This is a genomic window from Bacillus sp. FSL L8-0099 (assembly GCF_038006385.1).
Taxonomy (GTDB): domain Bacteria; phylum Bacillota; class Bacilli; order Bacillales; family Bacillaceae_G; genus Bacillus_A; species Bacillus_A toyonensis.
Window position 1 is genome coordinate 4,784,620 of sequence record NZ_JBBOVC010000001.1, and the last position, 18,205, is coordinate 4,802,824.

The following is an 18,205-nucleotide window of genomic DNA, read 5'->3' on the forward strand; positions in this document are numbered from 1 at the left end:
ATTGGTGAGGGCTAATAATCAGTGGGGATGAACACCCCCCACTGATCAAAGTTTCACTTTATACTTCTTCTCGACTCGTTCTTATACAAGAAAATAGTAATAATCGTAAGTACTATAACAACTACAAAAGTAAATACTCTGTCGTTCAAGATAGTACCGGTACCGATTAACATGGCAGGTATAACTGCCATAATTAAGCCACCAAACATACCGATAAACGATCCTATACTTTGTTTTATTACTTGAGTTTCTGATACCCAATCATAATAACCAAATCGATTATTAATAAAAATTCCCCATACTGCCGAAAAGAGTGAGTATGTTATCGGTGTTATTACGATGAAAAGAGAACTCCAAACATCGAGTTTTAACCCGATTATTAGCAATACAGCACTAATAAGTGATGCAGGTATACTCAATGAAAGATTCATAAGAATTTTACTGTCATAAACCATCTTTGGCGCTATAGGCAATGACTTAATAATCCATACATTTTTTCCTTCTAAAGACAATGACACACATGTTGTACACGTCATTGAAATCGCTGCTGCAATAGCAAATGGAGCAATCTTTTGCAACAAGGGCTCAATTCCAGGGTACGCTATTAATTGACTTGGCCCTACTACAACTACAGCTAACGAGAAAGCTATCGCCATCACGACTCCCATTCCACTATTTATGACATACACTGTAGAAGAGAAGAAACGTTTCAGCTCTTTTTTATACAATGCGACCAATACACTTTCTTTTCTTATACTATTAATCTCATAATTTGAAAGCATATGATAAGTGGAAATCCCTGTGTTTATTTGCTTATATTTTAACGAAAGTATTTTTACAAAAAGATAATACCAACTAACTGATATCCCGACGAATAAGATGAAAGCTATAATATCAGCATGAACAATTGCTTTTTGAAACATGTTAGCTAGTGGATACACTTTAGTTAATTGCTCCGAAACAATTGCACCAATTCCGTTCATATCATTAAGGCTATATTGAGCATTTCCGTTTTTTAGCATAAAGAAACCGAATGTAATAATTACTATAAAACTTAAAATCGTAGTTATTTTATTCACATTTTTAAATTTAGAAGCGATTGCCGTAATCGCAGCTCCAAAGATTGCTGCAATTGTTGTTGGAATTAAAGATGCTATAAACATACTGATGAACCACATAAAGTAAAAAGAAACTGATTGATTTTCATGTATGCCATAAACAACTCCCATCGGTAGCATGATTATGATTGAAAAGATTGTATTCAGCAAGTATAAATACAAAAATCTACTTGCAATAACAGTATTTACACGAATCGGCAATGACATTAAAAAGTCGTAATCCTTAAAAGCAAAAATTTCTCCATTTGCCTTAAATATAGTGAAAAACAACGTTAATACACTGCTAATAACTAGTGCATAAACGGGAATAATTTCACTCATTCCTAGTTTCACCAATCCATATGCCGAGGCTCCGCAATATAACATTAGCATGACACCAACTAGAGCAATAGATGCTGTCAGCAAAATCTTATTCTGCTTCTTTTTCTTATCTTTTTCATATTTAAAAGTGTTTAGACCGAGCTGCGTTATTAACCGGATTTTTAAAAGTCCTAAACTATTAGTATTCATTAGCAAGCTCCTTCATAAAGAGTTCTTCCAATGAACTTTCCTTTATTAAAGAATGCACTTCCCCTGAAAGTGCTAATTTCCCTCTATTTATCATCGCTATTTTATTACATAACTTCTCCGCTACATCTAAAACGTGCGTAGAAAAGAAAATCGCACTTCCTTTTTCACAAAGCTCTTTCATAATACCTTTCAAAACTACGGCTGCTTTTGGATCAAGACCAACGAAAGGTTCATCTAAAACTAATAATTTCGGTTTATGTAAAACCGCCGATATAATCGCTACTTTTTGTTTCATCCCATGCGAATAAGAAGATATTAAGTCTCCCAAGTAAGGTGTAATCTCAAAGGCATCCCCATACTTCTGGATCTGTTCTTCCCGATCCTTCGCCGGCACTTTAAATACATCCGCAACAAAGTTCAAATATTGAATTCCTGTTAATTGCTCATATAAATCTGGATTATCAGGAATATACGCCATTACTCTCTTACATGCAATCGGATCCTTTTTTACTGAATGTCCATCAATAAAAATTTCGCCCTCTTCAAAATCTATAACTCCTACTAACGACTTAATTGTTGTACTTTTCCCCGCACCGTTATGTCCAATAAATCCAAAGATATCTCCTGCTTTAACAGTAATATTTAAATGATTTACTGCTTTCTTTCCACCTTTGTATGTCTTACTAAAATTTATAATTTCTAACATGTAAAATCCCCCCAAGTCATCTTTTTGACTGAATTTTCAGACCTTTGAACAGAAAATTTACTCAGCGAGCTTTTCATTATCCCCACTGAGTATTAAAATCTCTTAACACATAGAAACTATAACTATAAAATTTGATTAATATAGCTCACAATTGTATTTCTTTTTTATATAAAACGTAAGAATATAAATTCGTTATAATAACAGCAACTACTATAATCCCCAGCATCATATAAGATCTCCAATCAGCCGGAGCGAAAACACTTATAATCATAATAATTCCTAAAGCCACAAATACTTTTCCACTAAATCGATGTGTTTTCCGCCACACTTCTTCATTACTTAACGTCCATGGATTACGCATCCCGACAAAAAAGTTTGGCTTACACTGTGGTAAATAATTACCCATTACTAAAAATAAAACACCCACTAATAATTCTGGAACCCGATTAATAAATAAGTTATATCCTAATCCACTTGTAATAATATCTATATTCCCTACAAATAGTAGCAGGAGTACCCCATTATTCATCATCATAAAAGCTTTAGAAAATTTCTCATAATTTGCTTTTCTTGGATCAATCTTAGGTATCACATTTAGAAATATATATAATGCAATCATAATTCCGACCATAGAAATCATTCCGTAAAATTTAGACGAATAGCCATCTACCTTACCGCCGCTCCAATGTGTCGCAATTGTATCCGGCAAATGTGGCCAAGCAAACGCCCAAGCTAAACAAGTTGTAACAATTAATATAATTGCGAAAAGATGTTTTTTCATTTCCCCTCTTCCCCCTTATTTGTAAACGTAAACACCCAAGTCAACAAATCTTGAAAGACAGTTGTGTTTAAAGAGTACACAACGAATTGCCCTCTTTTTTCATCTTGAATAAGTTCAGCATTTTTAAGTGCACTTAAGTGGTGTGAAATACTTGGTTTCGTCATATTGAAATGTTCGGCAATTTCACCAGCGGTTAGATCACCTTCTTTTAATAAGTCTAAAATTTTTCGCCTTGTTGGATCTGCTAATGCTTTGAATGCTTGATTCAATGTCTTTCTTCCTTTCGATAATTAGACATTTAGATATTTATCTAAATGTTAAAATGATTTCAGTTAATTGTCAATAATATGTAAGGCCCTTTTTACTTTTTCCACTTTTAACCTACATTAATTACTTTATAGAGTAAAACTGTAAAGATGGAAGAAATACGAGGGATACAAAATAAAAGAAGCTCTTCTAACTAAAGGAAGAGCTTCTTTTATTTAAATTTTATCATTTTATTAACAAACGAAGAAATCCAAAAGATTATCAAACTTATAATAAAGGACATACCTACTATCGTTCCGAATTCATTTAACCAATAACTAATCATGCTTTCACACATTCAGTTCAGATTCTATTAAATATAATACGAAATTATTCATTCTTTATAGATTCCTTCTGCACAGTTTTATGCGCTATGTCGACCGGAATTTTTGTTGTCCAAGTTCCTTCCGTTCCTCCAATTCTGTTAATATTAATATGTACAGATAAGAAGTCTGGGAATTTTTCACCTTCTAACGGTTCAAAAACCGCTACTCCCTCTGGTTTGTCGTGATTAGCGTATGCCGTTTCAAAGCTCTTGCCTGCTTCATCACTTAAGTAAAAAGTACTTGCCTCTGGTGCATCAGGATTACCAATACGATCTTTTTGATAATTATCGATATGAGTGTTACTAAGAAAATGCAAATATTGCACAGCATTAAATTTCTTATTTTCATAATGTGGACTCTCTACTTGTTTCCCGTCTTCTTTACCATCAGATTTAATATCAAGCCCAGTTGTATTAAATTCATATGGAACGAGCGAACCATCTTGTTGTTCAAAACGATAATAAACAAGTATTTTGGCATCTTGAATTAATATTTCTTTTATATGAAGAGTAATACCATTATCGACTATTTTTTCATTTAGCTGTATAGACTTTCCATCCGCAGCATCCTTTTTAACTTGATCGTTAATCATGTCATTTAATTTTACTTCCGGTTTTACAAAATAAGAATTGTTTAATGCCATTGTACTCGTCGGTATAACGACAGCCGCTATTAAACCCGCTATTAATAATTTCTTTTTCGTTTTCTTTTTGCTATCTTTTTTATACATTTGACTAAAGGATTGATAAGCATGCTCTTTAACTTCTTTAGGGACCTCTTGTTTCATTGCTTTTTTAAATTCATTTGAAAACGACATTTGAATTAGATTCCTCCTCATCTATTTCTATACTAGACTGATTCCGAATTTTTTCTAACGCTCTGTGAATTCTAGACCTTACTGTACCTATAGGGATTTGTAATAGTTCTGCAATTTCTTCATACGTATAATCGTGGTAAAAGCGATACACGATTACTATTCTAAATTTAAATGGAAGTTCTTGTATCACCGTTAATAACTGCTCTTCTGTTTCTTTTCTTAATAATACTTTTTCGGGAACGTCTACAACTGGATTATCACTTAATTGTTGTTTTTCAAATAAGCGCATCCTCTTCCATATATTTTTTCTCCACTGACTAATCTGTTTGTAAACAATTCCATTCAACCAAAATAGAAACGGTCTAGATTGATCATATGTTGAAATAGATTTCCAAAGTTGAAAGTAAACTTCATTTACGATTTCATTTGTATCATGCCGATTTTTAACTATAGCGAAGACAGTTTCATATATTCTCTGACTCGTTAAATCAAATATAAATTCAAAAGCCTCCTCATCACCTTTTAATAAACGTTCTATCCAGATATGTATATCCTCATTACTTACCAAGTAGTGCCCCCTCCTTAACGATGTTCTCACTATATATTGGACAGTAAGCAAAATAAAGTTCCAAATTTCATCTATTTAAAAGGACAATACATTCAGTTATCCCTATAATACTTTTTACTTTTCTCACTTTTAACCTATACTGTTAACTAGCTTATATTTCAACATAATGAAAAGACGTGAAACACATGGTACACTATAGCTACAATTGTTTTTTTGAGGAGGAATATACATATGTATAAAATTTTAATCGTTGAAGACGATCCAAATATTTCATCATTACTGCAATCTCACATTCAAAAATACGGGTACGACGCTGTTGTTACTGAAAATTTTGATGATATTATGGAATCGTTTAACGCCGTGAAACCACACCTTGTTTTACTTGATGTGAACTTACCGAAATTCGATGGATTCTACTGGTGCCGTCAAATTCGTCATGAATCTACTTGTCCAATTATTTTCATTTCAGCGCGTGCTGGTGAGATGGAACAAATTATGGCGATTGAAAGCGGTGCGGATGATTATATTACGAAACCGTTCCACTACGACGTTGTAATGGCAAAAATTAAAGGTCAATTGCGCCGTATTTACGGTGACTATGCACCAAATATTTCTGAGCGTATCGTTGAAGTAGAAGGTTTAAAACTATTCCCTGAACGTCCAGAAATTCACTTCGGATCTGAACAAGTTCTTTTAACGAAGAAAGAAGCAATTTTAGCCGAAATGTTATTATCTAAATTCCCTCGTACAGCGAGCCGTGAAGATTTATTAGCTGCTCTTTGGGATGATGAGAGCTTCGTTGAGGAAAATACATTAAACGTAAACATCACGCGTCTTCGTAAAAAGTTCAATGAGCTTGGTATTGAAAATGCTATTGAAACAGTACGTGGACTTGGGTATCGTTTTAACGCAACTTGGAGTGAATAAGCATGAAGCTATTTTTACGTGATCATTTTACATTTTTTCTACTGTACGTATTAAACTTCGGTATCATTTTCGTTCTCTATGATGCAGTAGATGGATTTCAAAATAATAAGTTTTACTTCATCGTTTTAAGCTTATACTTATTTATTTGTTTCCTCGCTTATCGTTACGTTCGTAACCGTAGAATGTATCATAGATTAAGTGAGCAGCCGGAAAAAATGGAAGATGCGTTTATTGAAAGAGCAACCGCTCCGATGCCTCACGGTGTAAATGAACTCGTGCGTACGCAATACCGTCTCTTCCAAAAAGAACTACAATCGTATGAAGTAAAACAACAGGAACATCAATTGTTCATTAACCATTGGGTACACCAAATGAAGACACCTGTTTCTGTTATGCAGCTTATGGTACTGGAAATGGAAGACGAACATTTAATTCCGAAATTCAAAAAAGAGTTAGAGCGTCTAAACCAAGGACTTGATATGGCTTTATACATGGCTAGGTTAAATAACTTCCATGAAGATTTCCATGTTGAGACGATTTCATTAAAAGATACGGTAACAAAAAATATTAATGGATTAAAAGAACTATTTATTCGTAATGGCGTCTTCCCTGTTTTAGAAGTACATTCTGATCTAAAAGTTGCTTCTGATGCGAAATGGCTAAAATTTATTATCTATCAGTTAATGACAAATGCAGTCCGTTACTCTGGTGAGCGTGGAAAGAAAGTGTTCTTATCCGCTTATCGAAATGGAAAAGACATTATTCTAGAAGTTCGCGATGAAGGCGTTGGTATTCCGCAAGAAGATATTCGAAGAGTATTTGAACCATTCTACACTGGGAAAAACGGTCGTACATTCGGAGAATCTACCGGTATGGGGCTTTATATTGTAAGTAAAATTTGTGATTATTTAGGTCACTCCGTCAAACTAGATTCTGAAGTTGGTAAAGGAACGACGATTAAAATCATCTTCCACAATGCTGCGAATAATCAAGCAGAGAATGTAGAGAAGGTGACTGAATCATGATCAGAACATATGCTAGCAAAATGTATGAGAACTCACTCTCATACATTTTTTGCAATAAAACTACATATTTCCCTGCTAACGGGAGGCACGTATTATGACATTTTGGCAATTTGCATTTAAAAATGTAACGCGCAACTCAAGAGCTTATTTTGCTTACTTTATAAGCAGTGCCTTTTCCATTGCTGTTTTCTTTTCGTTCGCTGTTTATTTGTTTCATCCGAAATTACAAAATCCCACTATGATCTCTGAAATTTCAGGATTAATGATTTTTTCAGAAGTTGTGATTGTTTTGTTCTCGTTCTTTTTTCTACTCTATTCAATCGGATCGTTTTTAAAAGTTCGTAAAAAGCAATTTGGTATTTTAACTATTTTAGGTATATCAAAAAAACAATTACATCGACTCGTTTTCACTGAAAATATGTTAATTGGTATTTTATCTATCTTTTTCGGTATGCAGTTTGGACTTGTCTTTTCGCAGTTTTTCTTATTAGTAACAGCGAAAATTACACATCTACCGGGGATATATTTATATCCCCCTACGAATGCTTTCATTTTAACAACGATTGTGTTTCTTGGTCTCTTTATCGCTGTATCTTCATTTACACCCATGCTAATTCGTACGAAAAAGACGGTAAACCTATTAAAAACGAATGGTAGGAAGCAAAAGGAAAGAAAACCATCCATATTTATCTCTCTATTTGGTGCTATCTGTTTATTAGGTGGTTATATTTTAGCTGCAAACCCTAAATATTTCTTCTCAATAAACACGCAAGTAGGCGTTATCTATATGGTTTCAAGTGTTTTTGTGATTCCAGCGCTTGTTACAATTGGGACATATTTTTTCTTTTCTCAAATTAGTTTCTTACTTATTTATATTTTAAAGAAAAGAAGAAAGTTTTATATGAAACGAATTAATATGCTTTGGATTTCGGATTTAGCAAGTCGTATTCGAACAAATATCAATATGCTTTTTATTGTAGCCATGCTTTCTACAATTGCTTTCACAATGATTACGTTCCTATATGGATTCGGAAAGTTTACAAAGCTAGATGTTGCGAGAACTTCACCTTTTCCATTTTCTTATTTTTCATATGACGCAAATCCTTTTGTTAACAAGCATTTAACTTGGCTTGAACAGCAGTTACAAAAAGAAAATTTCTCTTATAAAAAGATCAAAACTGATTTATATGAAACACCATTGAAAGAAGATGAAGGTATAACGACTTACAATGACATTTATGCAATGAAACAAAGTGACTATAATAAACTTGCAGCTTCCCTGCGAATGAAAGAACTATTCATGAGTGATAACGAAGCATATATCTTAAGCGGCGATGCTTATTTCACCTTATTCAGCCAATTTGAGCCAAGCTTCAATAGAAAATCCATTACACTTTCTAGCACAAATACGATATTACAAGTAAAGGGCTATGAACAAGCAGGGGCCATTCCCTCTGACTTTTCATATCAAACTTTAATTTTACCTGACGCTGTTGTAAACAACTTACCAAGTACAACAAAGCATGTAGCAGCGTACAATTATAACGTACAAAACTGGGAAAAGACGTATGAAATTGCTGATGATTTTATGAAAAGAATACAAAGAGATCGACAAGAATTCCAATACGAAGGACCCCTTGTACGCTCCTATGAATCAGCAGGCTCATTATATAGAATCACATCAGGAAGTGCCGCATACTTCCTAATCGGGACATTCTTAGGTGTCATTTTCTTTATTGGAGCTGGTAGCGTTCTTTACTTCAGAATGTATACAGATTTAACGAACGAACAAGAAAAATATGTAGCAATTTCAAAAATTGGTGTAACAGATGCAGAGATGAAAAGATCTGCAACCATTCAACTTAGCATTTTATTTTTCGTTCCGTACGTTATGGCGTCCATTCATACAATGTTCGCAACAAAAATGCTTCAAGACGTAATTGCTTTATCACTATTCAAAGAAATTTCAGCCGTTCTTATTATTTTTGGAGTAGTTGAATTCATCTTTTTCTTATTCATTCGCTCCTTTTACATGCAAAAGTTATCAGAGTATACGAATGGTTAAGTTTTATAAATATATTAGTACAGGAAAAGGATACCTCTTATATCCTTTTCCTCTTCACTCTATTAGGAGGTTTAGGTGAATGACTTTTTGGCAGTTTGCCTTTAAAAATGTAACAAGAAACGCCAGAGCTTATTTCGCCTATTTTGTAAGCAGTGCGTTTTCCATTGCTATTTTTTTCTCATTTGCAGTTTATTTATTTCATCCTAAATTGCATATGACAGACGTGAATTATGCTCTGAACATATTAATGACAATTTCAGAAGTTGTCATTGTGTTCTTTTCATTTTTCTTTTTACTCTATTCAATTGGTACATTTTTAAAGGTTCGTAAAAAACAATTTGGGATTTTAACAGTTCTTGGTATATCTCAAAAACAATTAAAGCGACTCATATTTATAGAAAATATGCTGATTGGTGTTCTTTCTATATTTTTTGGCATTCAACTTGGACTTGTTTTTTCACAGTTCTTTTTACTAGTTACCGCCAAAATTACACATGTACCTGGTCTATATTTATATTGGCCGACAGGTGCTATCGTTTTAACTATAATCATCTTTCTTGGACTCTTCATTCTCGTATCATCTTTTACACCGATGCTAATCCGTACGAGAAAAGCTGTACGTCTTTTAAAAGAAGGAACAAAACAAAAAGAAAGAAAAGCATCCGTACTCATTTCTCTATTTGGTGCGATATGTTTAATATCTGGATATGTATTAGCAGCAAATCCTCTATATTTTATGTCGCTAGGCGACATCATTGGGCTTTTATATGCCGTCTCTAGTATATTTGTCATTCCATCGCTTATTGCAGCCGGAACATATTTTTTCTTTTCACAGATTAGTTTTTTACTTATTCGTATATTAAAAACACGAAGAAAGTTTTATATGAAACGAATTAATATGCTTTGGATTTCGGATTTAGCAACGCGCATTCGAACAAATATTAATATGCTATTTATAGTAGCAATGCTATCAACGCTCGCTTTTACAATGATTACATTCTTATATGGATTCGGGAAATTTACAAAGTTTGATGCGATTAGGCAAAACCCTTTCCCGTTTACGTATTTATCACATACTGAAAATACGTTAGCTGATGAACATTTAAACTGGTTAGAACAAAAATTTAATGAAGAGCACTTTACTTATACAAAATTTAAAACAGACATATATGAAGTATCTTCAGCTGAAGATAACGCGCAGCTCTATTATGCCATTAAACAAAGTGACTATAATGTACTTGCTAAGGCGTTAAACTGGGAAACTCTCTCGGTGAATAAGAATGAATCTTATATTCTTATGAAAGACTTAGACGATCAAGTTGTTGGAACAATTCATACTAAAGAAAAGAAAAATACTCTTACACTTGCTCAAAACAATTTACAACTACAAGTGAAAGAATATAAAAATTATAACCCATTCCCAAACAGCTTAATATACCAATTGCTCATACTATCTGATGAAAATGTAGAAACATTATCCACCGTTTCAAAACAGATGAGTGTATATAACTTTAAAGTTAACGATTGGGAAGAAGCACATACTATCGGTTCAGCATTTATAACAAAAATTGATAACGACAATGCAGCTATTCAGGCAGAACATCCACCGTTTCATGCAAGTGAAGCAAGTGACTCTTTATACAACACGAAACTAAACGTTGCTTCATTCTTCTTAATCGGAACTTTTCTTGGTGTTATTTTCTTCATCGGTGCAGGCAGTGTTCTGTATTTCCGAATGTATACAGATTTAACAAATGAGCAAGAAAAGTATATAACGATTACAAAGATTGGATTAACAGCAGACGAAATGAAACAATCTGCTACAATCCAACTTGCGATTCTTTTCTTTGTCCCTTACATTATGGCATCCATCCATACGATGTTCGCGACAAAGATGCTACAAGAGATATTACATCTCTCGTTCTTCGCTGAAATTACAGTCGTACTTATGATTTTTGGAACGGTTGAAATTCTCTTTTTCCTTTTAATTCGTTCCTTTTATATGCAAAAATTATCACAACATATTAAGTTTTAAAAATAGAAAGGTGATTATTATGGAAGAAGTATTACACATAAAAAACGTCTCAAAAGTGTATGAAGGGAAAGTCCCTCATACCGCTTTAAAAAATATAAATTTACACGTGGATAAAGGTGAATTCGTCGCAATTATGGGGCCTTCTGGAAGTGGTAAATCTACGTTTTTAAACGTTATTTCTACAATTGATTCTCCTACTTCTGGAGAAGTCGTAATTAACGGCAAACAACCTCATACATTTCGTAGAGAAAAATTAGCAATTTTCCGCCGTCAAGAATTAGGATTTGTTTTCCAAAACTTTAACCTATTAGATACGTTAACGATTGGAGAAAATATCGTATTACCTTTAACGTTAGATAATGTTCCTTTAAAAGAAATGGACGAAAAGCTCGATAACATCTCAAAGAAACTTGGAATTGATCATATTTTGGACAAACGTATTTTTGAAGTTTCAGGAGGGCAAGCACAGCGTACTGCGGTAGCACGTGCTGTCATTCATCATCCGTCTCTTTTACTTGCGGATGAACCAACAGGAAACTTAGATTCAAAAGCAGCGATTGATGTAATGGAATTATTTACGAAATTAAACAAAGAAGAAGATGCAACGATTTTAATGGTTACGCATGATCCGTTTGCAGCAAGTTATTGTAACCGTGTTATTTTCATTAAAGATGGAGAGCTTTACAATGAACTGCATCGCGGATTGTATCGTGAGAAGTTTTATCAAGAAATATTAGATGTCCTAGCATTATTAGGAGGAAGACGTGGATGACATTTTGGCAATTCGCATTTAAAAATGTCTCGCGTAATTCTAAAGCATATTTCGCTTATTTTGTAAGTAGTGCTTTTTCTATTATGGTTTTCTTTTCATTTACTGTATATGCGTATCATCCGCGCTTACAAAGTGTACAAGGCTTTCAAGATCGGGATCCTCTAATGAACTTAGCTAGTACAGCACAGCTTGTGATTGTTATGTTCTCGTTCTTTTTTCTCTTATATTCAGTTGGAACATTTTTAAATGTACGGAAGCAGCAATTCGGGATACTCACCATTCTCGGTATCTCACAGAGACAATTAAAAAGACTGTTATTTACTGAAAATATGATAATCGGGATATTATCTATCTTTATCGGCATTCAAGGTGGACTTGTATTTTCTAACTTTTTCTTATTAGTCACTTCGAAATTAACAAGTGCGAAAGGTCTCTATTTATATTGGCCAACAGAAGCGATTATCGTTACAACCGTAACGTTTATCATTTTATTTTTAATCGTTTCTACGTTTACACCAATGTTTATTCGTACTCGAAAAACAACGCAGCTTATTAAGGGAGTTAACAAAAAGAAGAGCGAAAAAAAACCATCTATACTCATTTCACTATTTGCTTTAACTTGTTTAGGACTATGCTATTATATTGCCGGTTATCCGCAAGGCTACATAACGGAAAAAAATGTACAAAATGGGTCTGTATTCTTAATTATACTATCTATTTTACCGCTCGTAGTAGTTGGGACGTATTTATTTTTTTCACAAACATTTCTCCTCTTTATCTATATTTTAAAGAAACGAAGAAAGTTTTATTTGAAACAAATAAATATGTTATGGATTTCAGATTTAGTTTCTCGTACTCGCAGTAATATTAATGTACTCTTTATCGTTTCTATGCTATCTGCACTTGCATTTACAATTATTATCGGGTTATTTGCTGCAAACAATCATACGAAAGCATCCATACTAGAACGATATCCAATACCATTCACCTATACATCAGAAGGTGTTAATGCATTTGAACAAAAGCATATTACTACGATTGAAACTGAACTTACAAATGCTAATTTTCAATATGACAAATATAAGTTTACCGTTTTAAAAGATACAGCTTCAAAAGAATCAATTTCCATTATGAAAATGAGTGATTATAACGCAATAGCAAAGCAATTAAACAGACCAGAAATCACTCTTGATTCTACACAAGTTTATAATATTTCTCGCTATTCACCAGCGTTATTAAATCTCGTGTCTAACCCATTTGCGAAGCAGGACACGATTACACTTGGCTCTAATAAAAAAGAATTTCAAATTAAAGGTTTTATTAATAGAGGAATTGAGCCTCCCTTTGCATTACCTCACTTAATTGTGATGCAAGATGAAGTAATTGAAAATATGATTCCTCATATTGAAACAATTACAGTTTATAACTACTTCGTGGAAAATTGGGAAAATGCAATTGTCCCAACAAAAAATATATTAAAAAGCTTAGATCATGATGCAGAAACCTTGTATGAAGCACATAAGGATGAAGAAGATTTCATTAAACCATTTCATATTTATACAGCTACGGATGAACTCGTTCATAGTAAAGGAAATGCGGTTGCTCAGTTCTTTATTTGGGCATTTCTCGGCTTTATTTTCTTTATCGGTGCGGCTAGTGTTTTATACTTCCGTATGTATAACGACTTAACGAATGAAAAACAAAAATACATTACGATTACAAAGCTTGGCTTAACTGAATCAGAAATGTTTCGCTCTGCAACGATTCAATTAGGAATTTTATTTTTCGTTCCTTACATCGTTGCTGGTGTTCACACGTTATTTGCGGTTAAGTTTTTACAAAGTATGTTTTCTTTTTCATTACTAAAAGAGACATGTATTGTACTCACCTTTTTCGGGATTATCGAGATCATTTTCTTCTTCTTAATCCGTTCTCTGTACATTAATAAATTATCACAACATATTAAAACGTGAATAAAATGGCCTTGTGCAATACGCACAAGGCCATTTTCAATAGTTTTTAATTAGCAGCAATATCCACCATAGCCACCTGCATAACCGCCATAACCACCATAACCACAACCGCCGCCTCCGCCGAAGCAGCTAGCACCGATGATAATTAATAAAATAAACAATACGATTAGAAGCGCAAAACCGCCGCCGCACCCATGTCTGCGGTTACAATCATCATGTCTGTGTTCACACTTTTCGCTCATTACTCTATTCCTCCTTTAGTATCATTCATAACAAGTTCACCTTGCTCTAAATGAGGGGATTCCATTTATAGTATGTTTTCAGGGCGAATAGGAAGCTTGGCTTACTTAAAAACGGGCTTGTTTTGGCAATTGGGCTTCATCAAAAAAAAGATACCTATTCAGGTATCTTTTAAAGAAACATATTCAACACAAGGGCAAAACCGAATGCAATAAATGATAACAATGTTTCCAGCACCGTCCACGTTTTAAACGTTTCCTTCACCGTCAAACCTAAATACTCTTTTACAAGCCAGAAGCCTGCATCATTTACGTGAGAAAACATTAGTGAACCTGCACCGGTTGCTATAACGAGCAATTCTAAATTTACACCAGACATGTGCTGAATAACTGGTGAAACAATTCCTGCTGCTGTCGTTAATGCTACTGTAGCTGATCCGGTCGCTATTCGAATTAATCCAGCTACCATGAAAGCTAAGACGATTGGTGATAACGATATATGTTCTGCCATTTGCGCAATCGCCGTTCCAACTCCACTTTCAATTAATATTTGTTTAAACCCACCACCTGCACCAATTATTAAAATAATTGAGCCTACAGGTAGTAAACTTTCATCTGTTAATTTTTTTATCATCTTTTTATTAATTCCTTGTTTGATGCCAAGTAAATAAAATGCTGCAAAACATGAAATAAGTAAAGCGATTACTGGACTTCCTATAAAGACTAAAAATTCAGTTATTTTTATTGGTAAAGAAATATACGGTGCAACTACTGATAAAATCATTAACACAACTGGCAGTAAAATAATAAAAAACGAAACTTTACGACTTGGTAAATCGGTTGATACAGTCGTAACTCGAACAAGCTCCGGTTCATTTTCAGGTATAACCCTCTTATGTACCCACTTCGCAAATATCGGCCCTGCGATGATGGCTGTTGGTAACGCGATAATTAATGAATATAAAAGTACTTTTCCTAAGTTCGCATTATAAATCCCGATTGCAGTCATCGCACCTGGATGCGGAGGCACTAGCCCATGCACAATCGATAATCCAGCAATAACAGGTAACGCAATTAACAATATATTTTGCTTCGTCGTTTTTCGAATGGAAATAACAAGTGGTAATAAAATGACGATCCCCACTTCAAAAAAGACTGGAATCCCTATAACAAACCCTGCAAATAACATTGCCCAAGGTAATTTTTTTACGCCGAAAAATCGAATAAAGAAATCTGCAACTTGCATGCCTGCCCCTGAATCAGACATCATTTTCCCTAAGATAGTTCCAAGTGCCAAAATGCCAACTAAATGCCCTAGTACACTACCAACACCAGTTTCATAGGCAGTCACTATTTTCGTTAAGTTCAGTCCAGACATGATAGCTAAAAACAAACTAGCAACTGTTAAACTAATAAATGCATGCCATTTCCACCATGATACCCCTAAAATGACAATTGCGATCGCAAGTAACGTGACGATTAATAAGTATATATCCATCTCTCATTCCCCTTACTTTTATAAAAAAAGAGGGAAAATCCCCTCTTTTTTATACGTCATAATTCACTACATAATGCTGCATTTCTGTATTGTAGTAGCCTTCGCTATATTCAATTACTTCGCCAACTTCATCGTAAGAATAGCGCATACGTTTTAATAACGCTGTCCCCTCTTTTTCACCTAACGATTCTGCAACGAAACTGGGCGCAAGTCCAACTGCGAATTCATCTCTGAAGTTTTCTAAATGTATACCTCGGTCTTCGACTAAATCATAAAGTGATTGTAAATCAAAGTCCGATAAGTCTGTACTTGCCATTTTCGCTGAGAAATAGTGCGTATAATGAATATATGGTGCATCATTTAACGTATATAAACGTTCAATACGAAAACTCTCTTTACCGAATAAGCGAAATGGCACTGTTCCTTCTTCATTATGAACGACTTCTGCCTTTAGCAATTTCTTTTGTACTTTATATCCTTCTTCCACTAACACTTCAGTAAATTTCTTACCCTTTGACAGTTTTGTCGCAGAAGTATTACGGATGACTTTCGTTCCTTTACCGCTCTTCTTTTCCAAATATCCTTCTTGAGCGAGTTCTTTAATCGCATTACGTACTGTAATTTTACTCACTTTGAACTCTTCCTCTAATTGTGGTTCTGAAGGAATATTCGTATGAATCGCATATACACCATGCAATATTCGATCACGAATAATATTTTTTATTTGTAAATATAATGGTCCTTTTTTTCTCGTTACGTTCACCGTTACACCCACTACCTTTCTACATCACCTACTGATGCCGTCATTGCCCGAAGTATATCCTTCTCTGATGACATTGGCGTATCACCGACGATTGTATGTGCAAGCATGCCAGCTGCTGACGCAAATGAAACAGCTTTCTCTGGTGCAAACTCTTCTATCTCGCCATGAATAATCCCGCTCGTATAAGCATCTCCAGCACCTATTCTATCATATACAGAAAACGTAAGTGTTTTTGCAAAAGTGAACGTTCCATCTTTACATATAAACCCGCGCAGTGAATGTGTATTATCACCGTTAATAGAGCGATGTGTACCAGCAATTGTAGCAATATGATACGTTTCAGCTACCTTTGGAATAAGATCAACAAGTTGCGCCTCTCGCTCCGTTTCTTCTGTTTTCATTCCTAAAACAAACATCGCATCTTTTTCGTTCATCATAACGATATCAGCAAGTCCTAGCATTTCTTCATAATGCGGCTTTGCCTGTTCATATCCGTCTTCTCCCCAAAGTGATGGACGATAATTGCAATCAAAAACGACGGCTCCTCCGTTTTCTTTAACTGCTCTCGCTAAAGACTTCATATGATGGCGCACCGTATCATTCATCGCAAGCGTAATACCGCAAAAATGAACGATATCAATCTCCTTAGCAATTTCTTCAAATTGGTACATCTCTTCAGATGCCGTATTGAAACTACTTTCTAATCGATTCGAATATGTAACTCGGCTTGCACGTGCTCCAAATCCATTTTCCAAAAAGTACATGCCGACATATTTGCCGCCCCTTGAAACAAGCGGGGTTTGCACACCTAACTTTTGAATGTATGATAATGCCGCATCTCCAACCGGATTTTCCGGTAAAGTTGAGATAAGAAGTCCTTCATGCCCTAGATGAGAAAGCGCCGCTGCAACATTCACACCTGTACCAGAAAATGAGTAATTTAATGTGTTTGCTTGCGACAATAATTCATATCCTGGCACTTGTAGGCGCATCATTACTTCACCGAATGCTGCAATTTTCTTACGCATATTGATCAACTAACTTCTTCACGACTGCTAATAATTCACGCACATCTTCTACTTTCGTGTTACCAGTTTCTTTATCAATAATAGAAGAGTACACGTGCGGGATAACTTGCTCTACATTTGCCTCAAGCGCAATACGTACAATTGTTTCGAAGTTTTCTTTATCAATTCCGCCTGTTGGCTCTAATGCAAATCCTTCTTCCGCACAAGCTTTCGCAACTACGCGATATTCTTCTTCATGAGCTAGCCCTTTCATCGGGAAGTACTTCAATGAATTTCCGCCCATATCACGTACAAGTGCGATCGCTGTTTTAATTGGAACGATTGCTTTTTCTTCTCCAGCCGCACTAATTGGGCCAGTAGAAATATTTACGTAACCTACTTTTCCTGTTGGCGATACTAAACTATTAATCCAGCTATCTTTTTTGCCAAGATTTGCACGTGTCGCTCCGACTGAAGGGAACACTTGGTTAATATGGCTACCAGGATAATGCTTCGCAATTTCAGCTACAACTGCCGCTTGGCGATTATCTCCTGCTCCTAGTCCGATTGATACAGCGTCCTCAATTTCTTTTCCGTATGCTTTCATCGCTGTAACAGCTTCTTCTACAGTTGGATAATCTTTTGATAATACACCAACTACTACATAACCTTCTGCTGCTTCAAAAATATCTTTTGCATTTTCGATATTGTTCGCTAATACATTTAATGCTACGCGGCCTTTATAAAAACGTTTTTGAATGTTTGTCAT

General features: G+C 34.7%; 17 protein-coding genes. 6 read left to right on the forward strand and 11 right to left on the reverse strand.

The features are described from left to right. Window positions 1–53: 53 nt before the first annotated feature. The 6 genes from MHH42_RS24430 to MHH42_RS24455 all read right to left on the reverse strand — a co-directional run bounded on the left by MHH42_RS24430 (window position 54) and on the right by MHH42_RS24455 (window position 5,132). Window positions 54–1,628: a putative ABC transporter permease subunit gene (locus MHH42_RS24430; RefSeq protein ID WP_097873204.1), complete on the reverse strand. Its 1,575-nt coding sequence runs from the start codon at window positions 1,626–1,628 to the stop codon at window positions 54–56. Continuing rightward, on the reverse strand, window positions 1,618–2,334 hold the full coding sequence (locus MHH42_RS24435; RefSeq protein WP_000889765.1) for an ABC transporter ATP-binding protein: 717 nt from the start codon (window positions 2,332–2,334) through the stop codon (window positions 1,618–1,620). Before MHH42_RS24435 ends, MHH42_RS24430 begins: the two co-directional genes overlap by 11 nt. A 145-nt stretch (window positions 2,335–2,479) precedes the next feature. Further along, window positions 2,480–3,115, reverse strand: a complete 636-nt coding sequence (locus MHH42_RS24440) for an SdpI family protein (protein ID WP_000716342.1) — start codon at window positions 3,113–3,115, stop codon at window positions 2,480–2,482. Then, entirely contained in the window at window positions 3,112–3,384 is a 273-nt protein-coding gene (locus MHH42_RS24445) for an autorepressor SdpR family transcription factor (RefSeq protein ID WP_001070532.1), read from the reverse strand. Before MHH42_RS24445 ends, MHH42_RS24440 begins: the two co-directional genes overlap by 4 nt. A gap of 367 nt (window positions 3,385–3,751) precedes the next feature. Continuing rightward, window positions 3,752–4,564, reverse strand: a complete 813-nt coding sequence (locus MHH42_RS24450; protein ID WP_000010523.1) for a DUF4179 domain-containing protein — start codon at window positions 4,562–4,564, stop codon at window positions 3,752–3,754. Next, the gene (locus MHH42_RS24455; protein WP_000254380.1) at window positions 4,548–5,132 is read right to left on the reverse strand and encodes a sigma-70 family RNA polymerase sigma factor; all 585 of its coding nucleotides are present in this window, start codon (window positions 5,130–5,132) and stop codon (window positions 4,548–4,550) included. The genes MHH42_RS24450 and MHH42_RS24455 overlap by 17 nt, the downstream gene beginning before the upstream one ends. Before the next feature lie 231 nt (window positions 5,133–5,363). Here MHH42_RS24455 and MHH42_RS24460 point away from each other — a divergent pair, with 231 nt between their 5' ends. The 6 genes from MHH42_RS24460 to MHH42_RS24485 all read left to right on the forward strand — a co-directional run bounded on the left by MHH42_RS24460 (window position 5,364) and on the right by MHH42_RS24485 (window position 13,929). Then, complete coding sequence (locus MHH42_RS24460; protein ID WP_000276732.1) at window positions 5,364–6,059, forward strand: response regulator transcription factor; 696 nt, start codon at window positions 5,364–5,366, stop codon at window positions 6,057–6,059. Between the two features lie 2 nt (window positions 6,060–6,061). Then, a complete protein-coding gene (locus MHH42_RS24465) occupies window positions 6,062–7,084 on the forward strand; it encodes a sensor histidine kinase (RefSeq protein WP_000765359.1) in 1,023 nt (340 codons plus the stop codon). 94 nt (window positions 7,085–7,178) lie between these two features. Continuing rightward, window positions 7,179–9,149, forward strand: a complete 1,971-nt coding sequence (locus tag MHH42_RS24470) for an FtsX-like permease family protein (RefSeq protein WP_000145026.1) — start codon at window positions 7,179–7,181, stop codon at window positions 9,147–9,149. A 79-nt stretch (window positions 9,150–9,228) separates the two neighbouring features. Then, window positions 9,229–11,184, forward strand: a complete 1,956-nt coding sequence (locus tag MHH42_RS24475; RefSeq protein WP_000144985.1) for an FtsX-like permease family protein — start codon at window positions 9,229–9,231, stop codon at window positions 11,182–11,184. A gap of 19 nt (window positions 11,185–11,203) precedes the next feature. Next, the gene (locus MHH42_RS24480) at window positions 11,204–11,956 is read left to right on the forward strand and encodes an ABC transporter ATP-binding protein (protein ID WP_000393256.1); all 753 of its coding nucleotides are present in this window, start codon (window positions 11,204–11,206) and stop codon (window positions 11,954–11,956) included. Beyond that, the gene (locus MHH42_RS24485) at window positions 11,953–13,929 is read left to right on the forward strand and encodes an FtsX-like permease family protein (RefSeq protein ID WP_000144933.1); all 1,977 of its coding nucleotides are present in this window, start codon (window positions 11,953–11,955) and stop codon (window positions 13,927–13,929) included. The genes MHH42_RS24480 and MHH42_RS24485 overlap by 4 nt, the downstream gene beginning before the upstream one ends. Before the next feature lie 50 nt (window positions 13,930–13,979). Here the strand turns inward: MHH42_RS24485 and MHH42_RS24490 are convergent, their stop codons facing one another. The 5 genes from MHH42_RS24490 to dagF all read right to left on the reverse strand — a co-directional run bounded on the left by MHH42_RS24490 (window position 13,980) and on the right by dagF (window position 18,205). Further along, the gene (locus tag MHH42_RS24490; RefSeq protein WP_001290392.1) at window positions 13,980–14,171 is read right to left on the reverse strand and encodes a YjcZ family sporulation protein; all 192 of its coding nucleotides are present in this window, start codon (window positions 14,169–14,171) and stop codon (window positions 13,980–13,982) included. A gap of 169 nt (window positions 14,172–14,340) precedes the next feature. Next, on the reverse strand, window positions 14,341–15,666 hold the full coding sequence (gene gntP / locus MHH42_RS24495; protein ID WP_097837513.1) for a gluconate permease GntP: 1,326 nt from the start codon (window positions 15,664–15,666) through the stop codon (window positions 14,341–14,343). Window positions 15,667–15,715: 49 nt separating this feature from the next. Next, a complete protein-coding gene (locus MHH42_RS24500; RefSeq protein WP_000539290.1) occupies window positions 15,716–16,441 on the reverse strand; it encodes a GntR family transcriptional regulator in 726 nt (241 codons plus the stop codon). Next, on the reverse strand, window positions 16,441–17,457 hold the full coding sequence (locus tag MHH42_RS24505; RefSeq protein WP_001227496.1) for a sugar kinase: 1,017 nt from the start codon (window positions 17,455–17,457) through the stop codon (window positions 16,441–16,443). The genes MHH42_RS24500 and MHH42_RS24505 overlap by 1 nt, the downstream gene beginning before the upstream one ends. Next, on the reverse strand, window positions 17,450–18,205 hold the full coding sequence (dagF, locus tag MHH42_RS24510) for a 2-dehydro-3-deoxy-phosphogluconate aldolase (protein ID WP_000181928.1): 756 nt from the start codon (window positions 18,203–18,205) through the stop codon (window positions 17,450–17,452). Before dagF ends, MHH42_RS24505 begins: the two co-directional genes overlap by 8 nt.

Bases quoted from the DNA above. Each gene is read 5' to 3' on its own strand.
- gntP (WP_097837513.1), bottom strand. From the start codon at position 15,666: ATGGATATATACTTATTAATCGTCACGTTACTTGCGATCGCAATTGTC.
- MHH42_RS24475 (WP_000144985.1), top strand. From the start codon at position 9,229: ATGACTTTTTGGCAGTTTGCCTTTAAAAATGTAACAAGAAACGCCAGA.
- MHH42_RS24465 (WP_000765359.1), top strand. From the start codon at position 6,062: ATGAAGCTATTTTTACGTGATCATTTTACATTTTTTCTACTGTACGTA.
- MHH42_RS24440 (WP_000716342.1), bottom strand. From the start codon at position 3,115: ATGAAAAAACATCTTTTCGCAATTATATTAATTGTTACAACTTGTTTA.
- MHH42_RS24460 (WP_000276732.1), top strand. From the start codon at position 5,364: ATGTATAAAATTTTAATCGTTGAAGACGATCCAAATATTTCATCATTA.
- MHH42_RS24480 (WP_000393256.1), top strand. From the start codon at position 11,204: ATGGAAGAAGTATTACACATAAAAAACGTCTCAAAAGTGTATGAAGGG.
- MHH42_RS24505 (WP_001227496.1), bottom strand. From the start codon at position 17,457: ATGCGTAAGAAAATTGCAGCATTCGGTGAAGTAATGATGCGCCTACAA.
- MHH42_RS24430 (WP_097873204.1), bottom strand. From the start codon at position 1,628: ATGAATACTAATAGTTTAGGACTTTTAAAAATCCGGTTAATAACGCAG.
- MHH42_RS24450 (WP_000010523.1), bottom strand. From the start codon at position 4,564: ATGTCGTTTTCAAATGAATTTAAAAAAGCAATGAAACAAGAGGTCCCT.
- MHH42_RS24470 (WP_000145026.1), top strand. From the start codon at position 7,179: ATGACATTTTGGCAATTTGCATTTAAAAATGTAACGCGCAACTCAAGA.
- MHH42_RS24490 (WP_001290392.1), bottom strand. From the start codon at position 14,171: ATGAGCGAAAAGTGTGAACACAGACATGATGATTGTAACCGCAGACAT.
- MHH42_RS24435 (WP_000889765.1), bottom strand. From the start codon at position 2,334: ATGTTAGAAATTATAAATTTTAGTAAGACATACAAAGGTGGAAAGAAA.
- MHH42_RS24485 (WP_000144933.1), top strand. From the start codon at position 11,953: ATGACATTTTGGCAATTCGCATTTAAAAATGTCTCGCGTAATTCTAAA.
- dagF (WP_000181928.1), bottom strand. From the start codon at position 18,205: ATGACAAACATTCAAAAACGTTTTTATAAAGGCCGCGTAGCATTAAAT.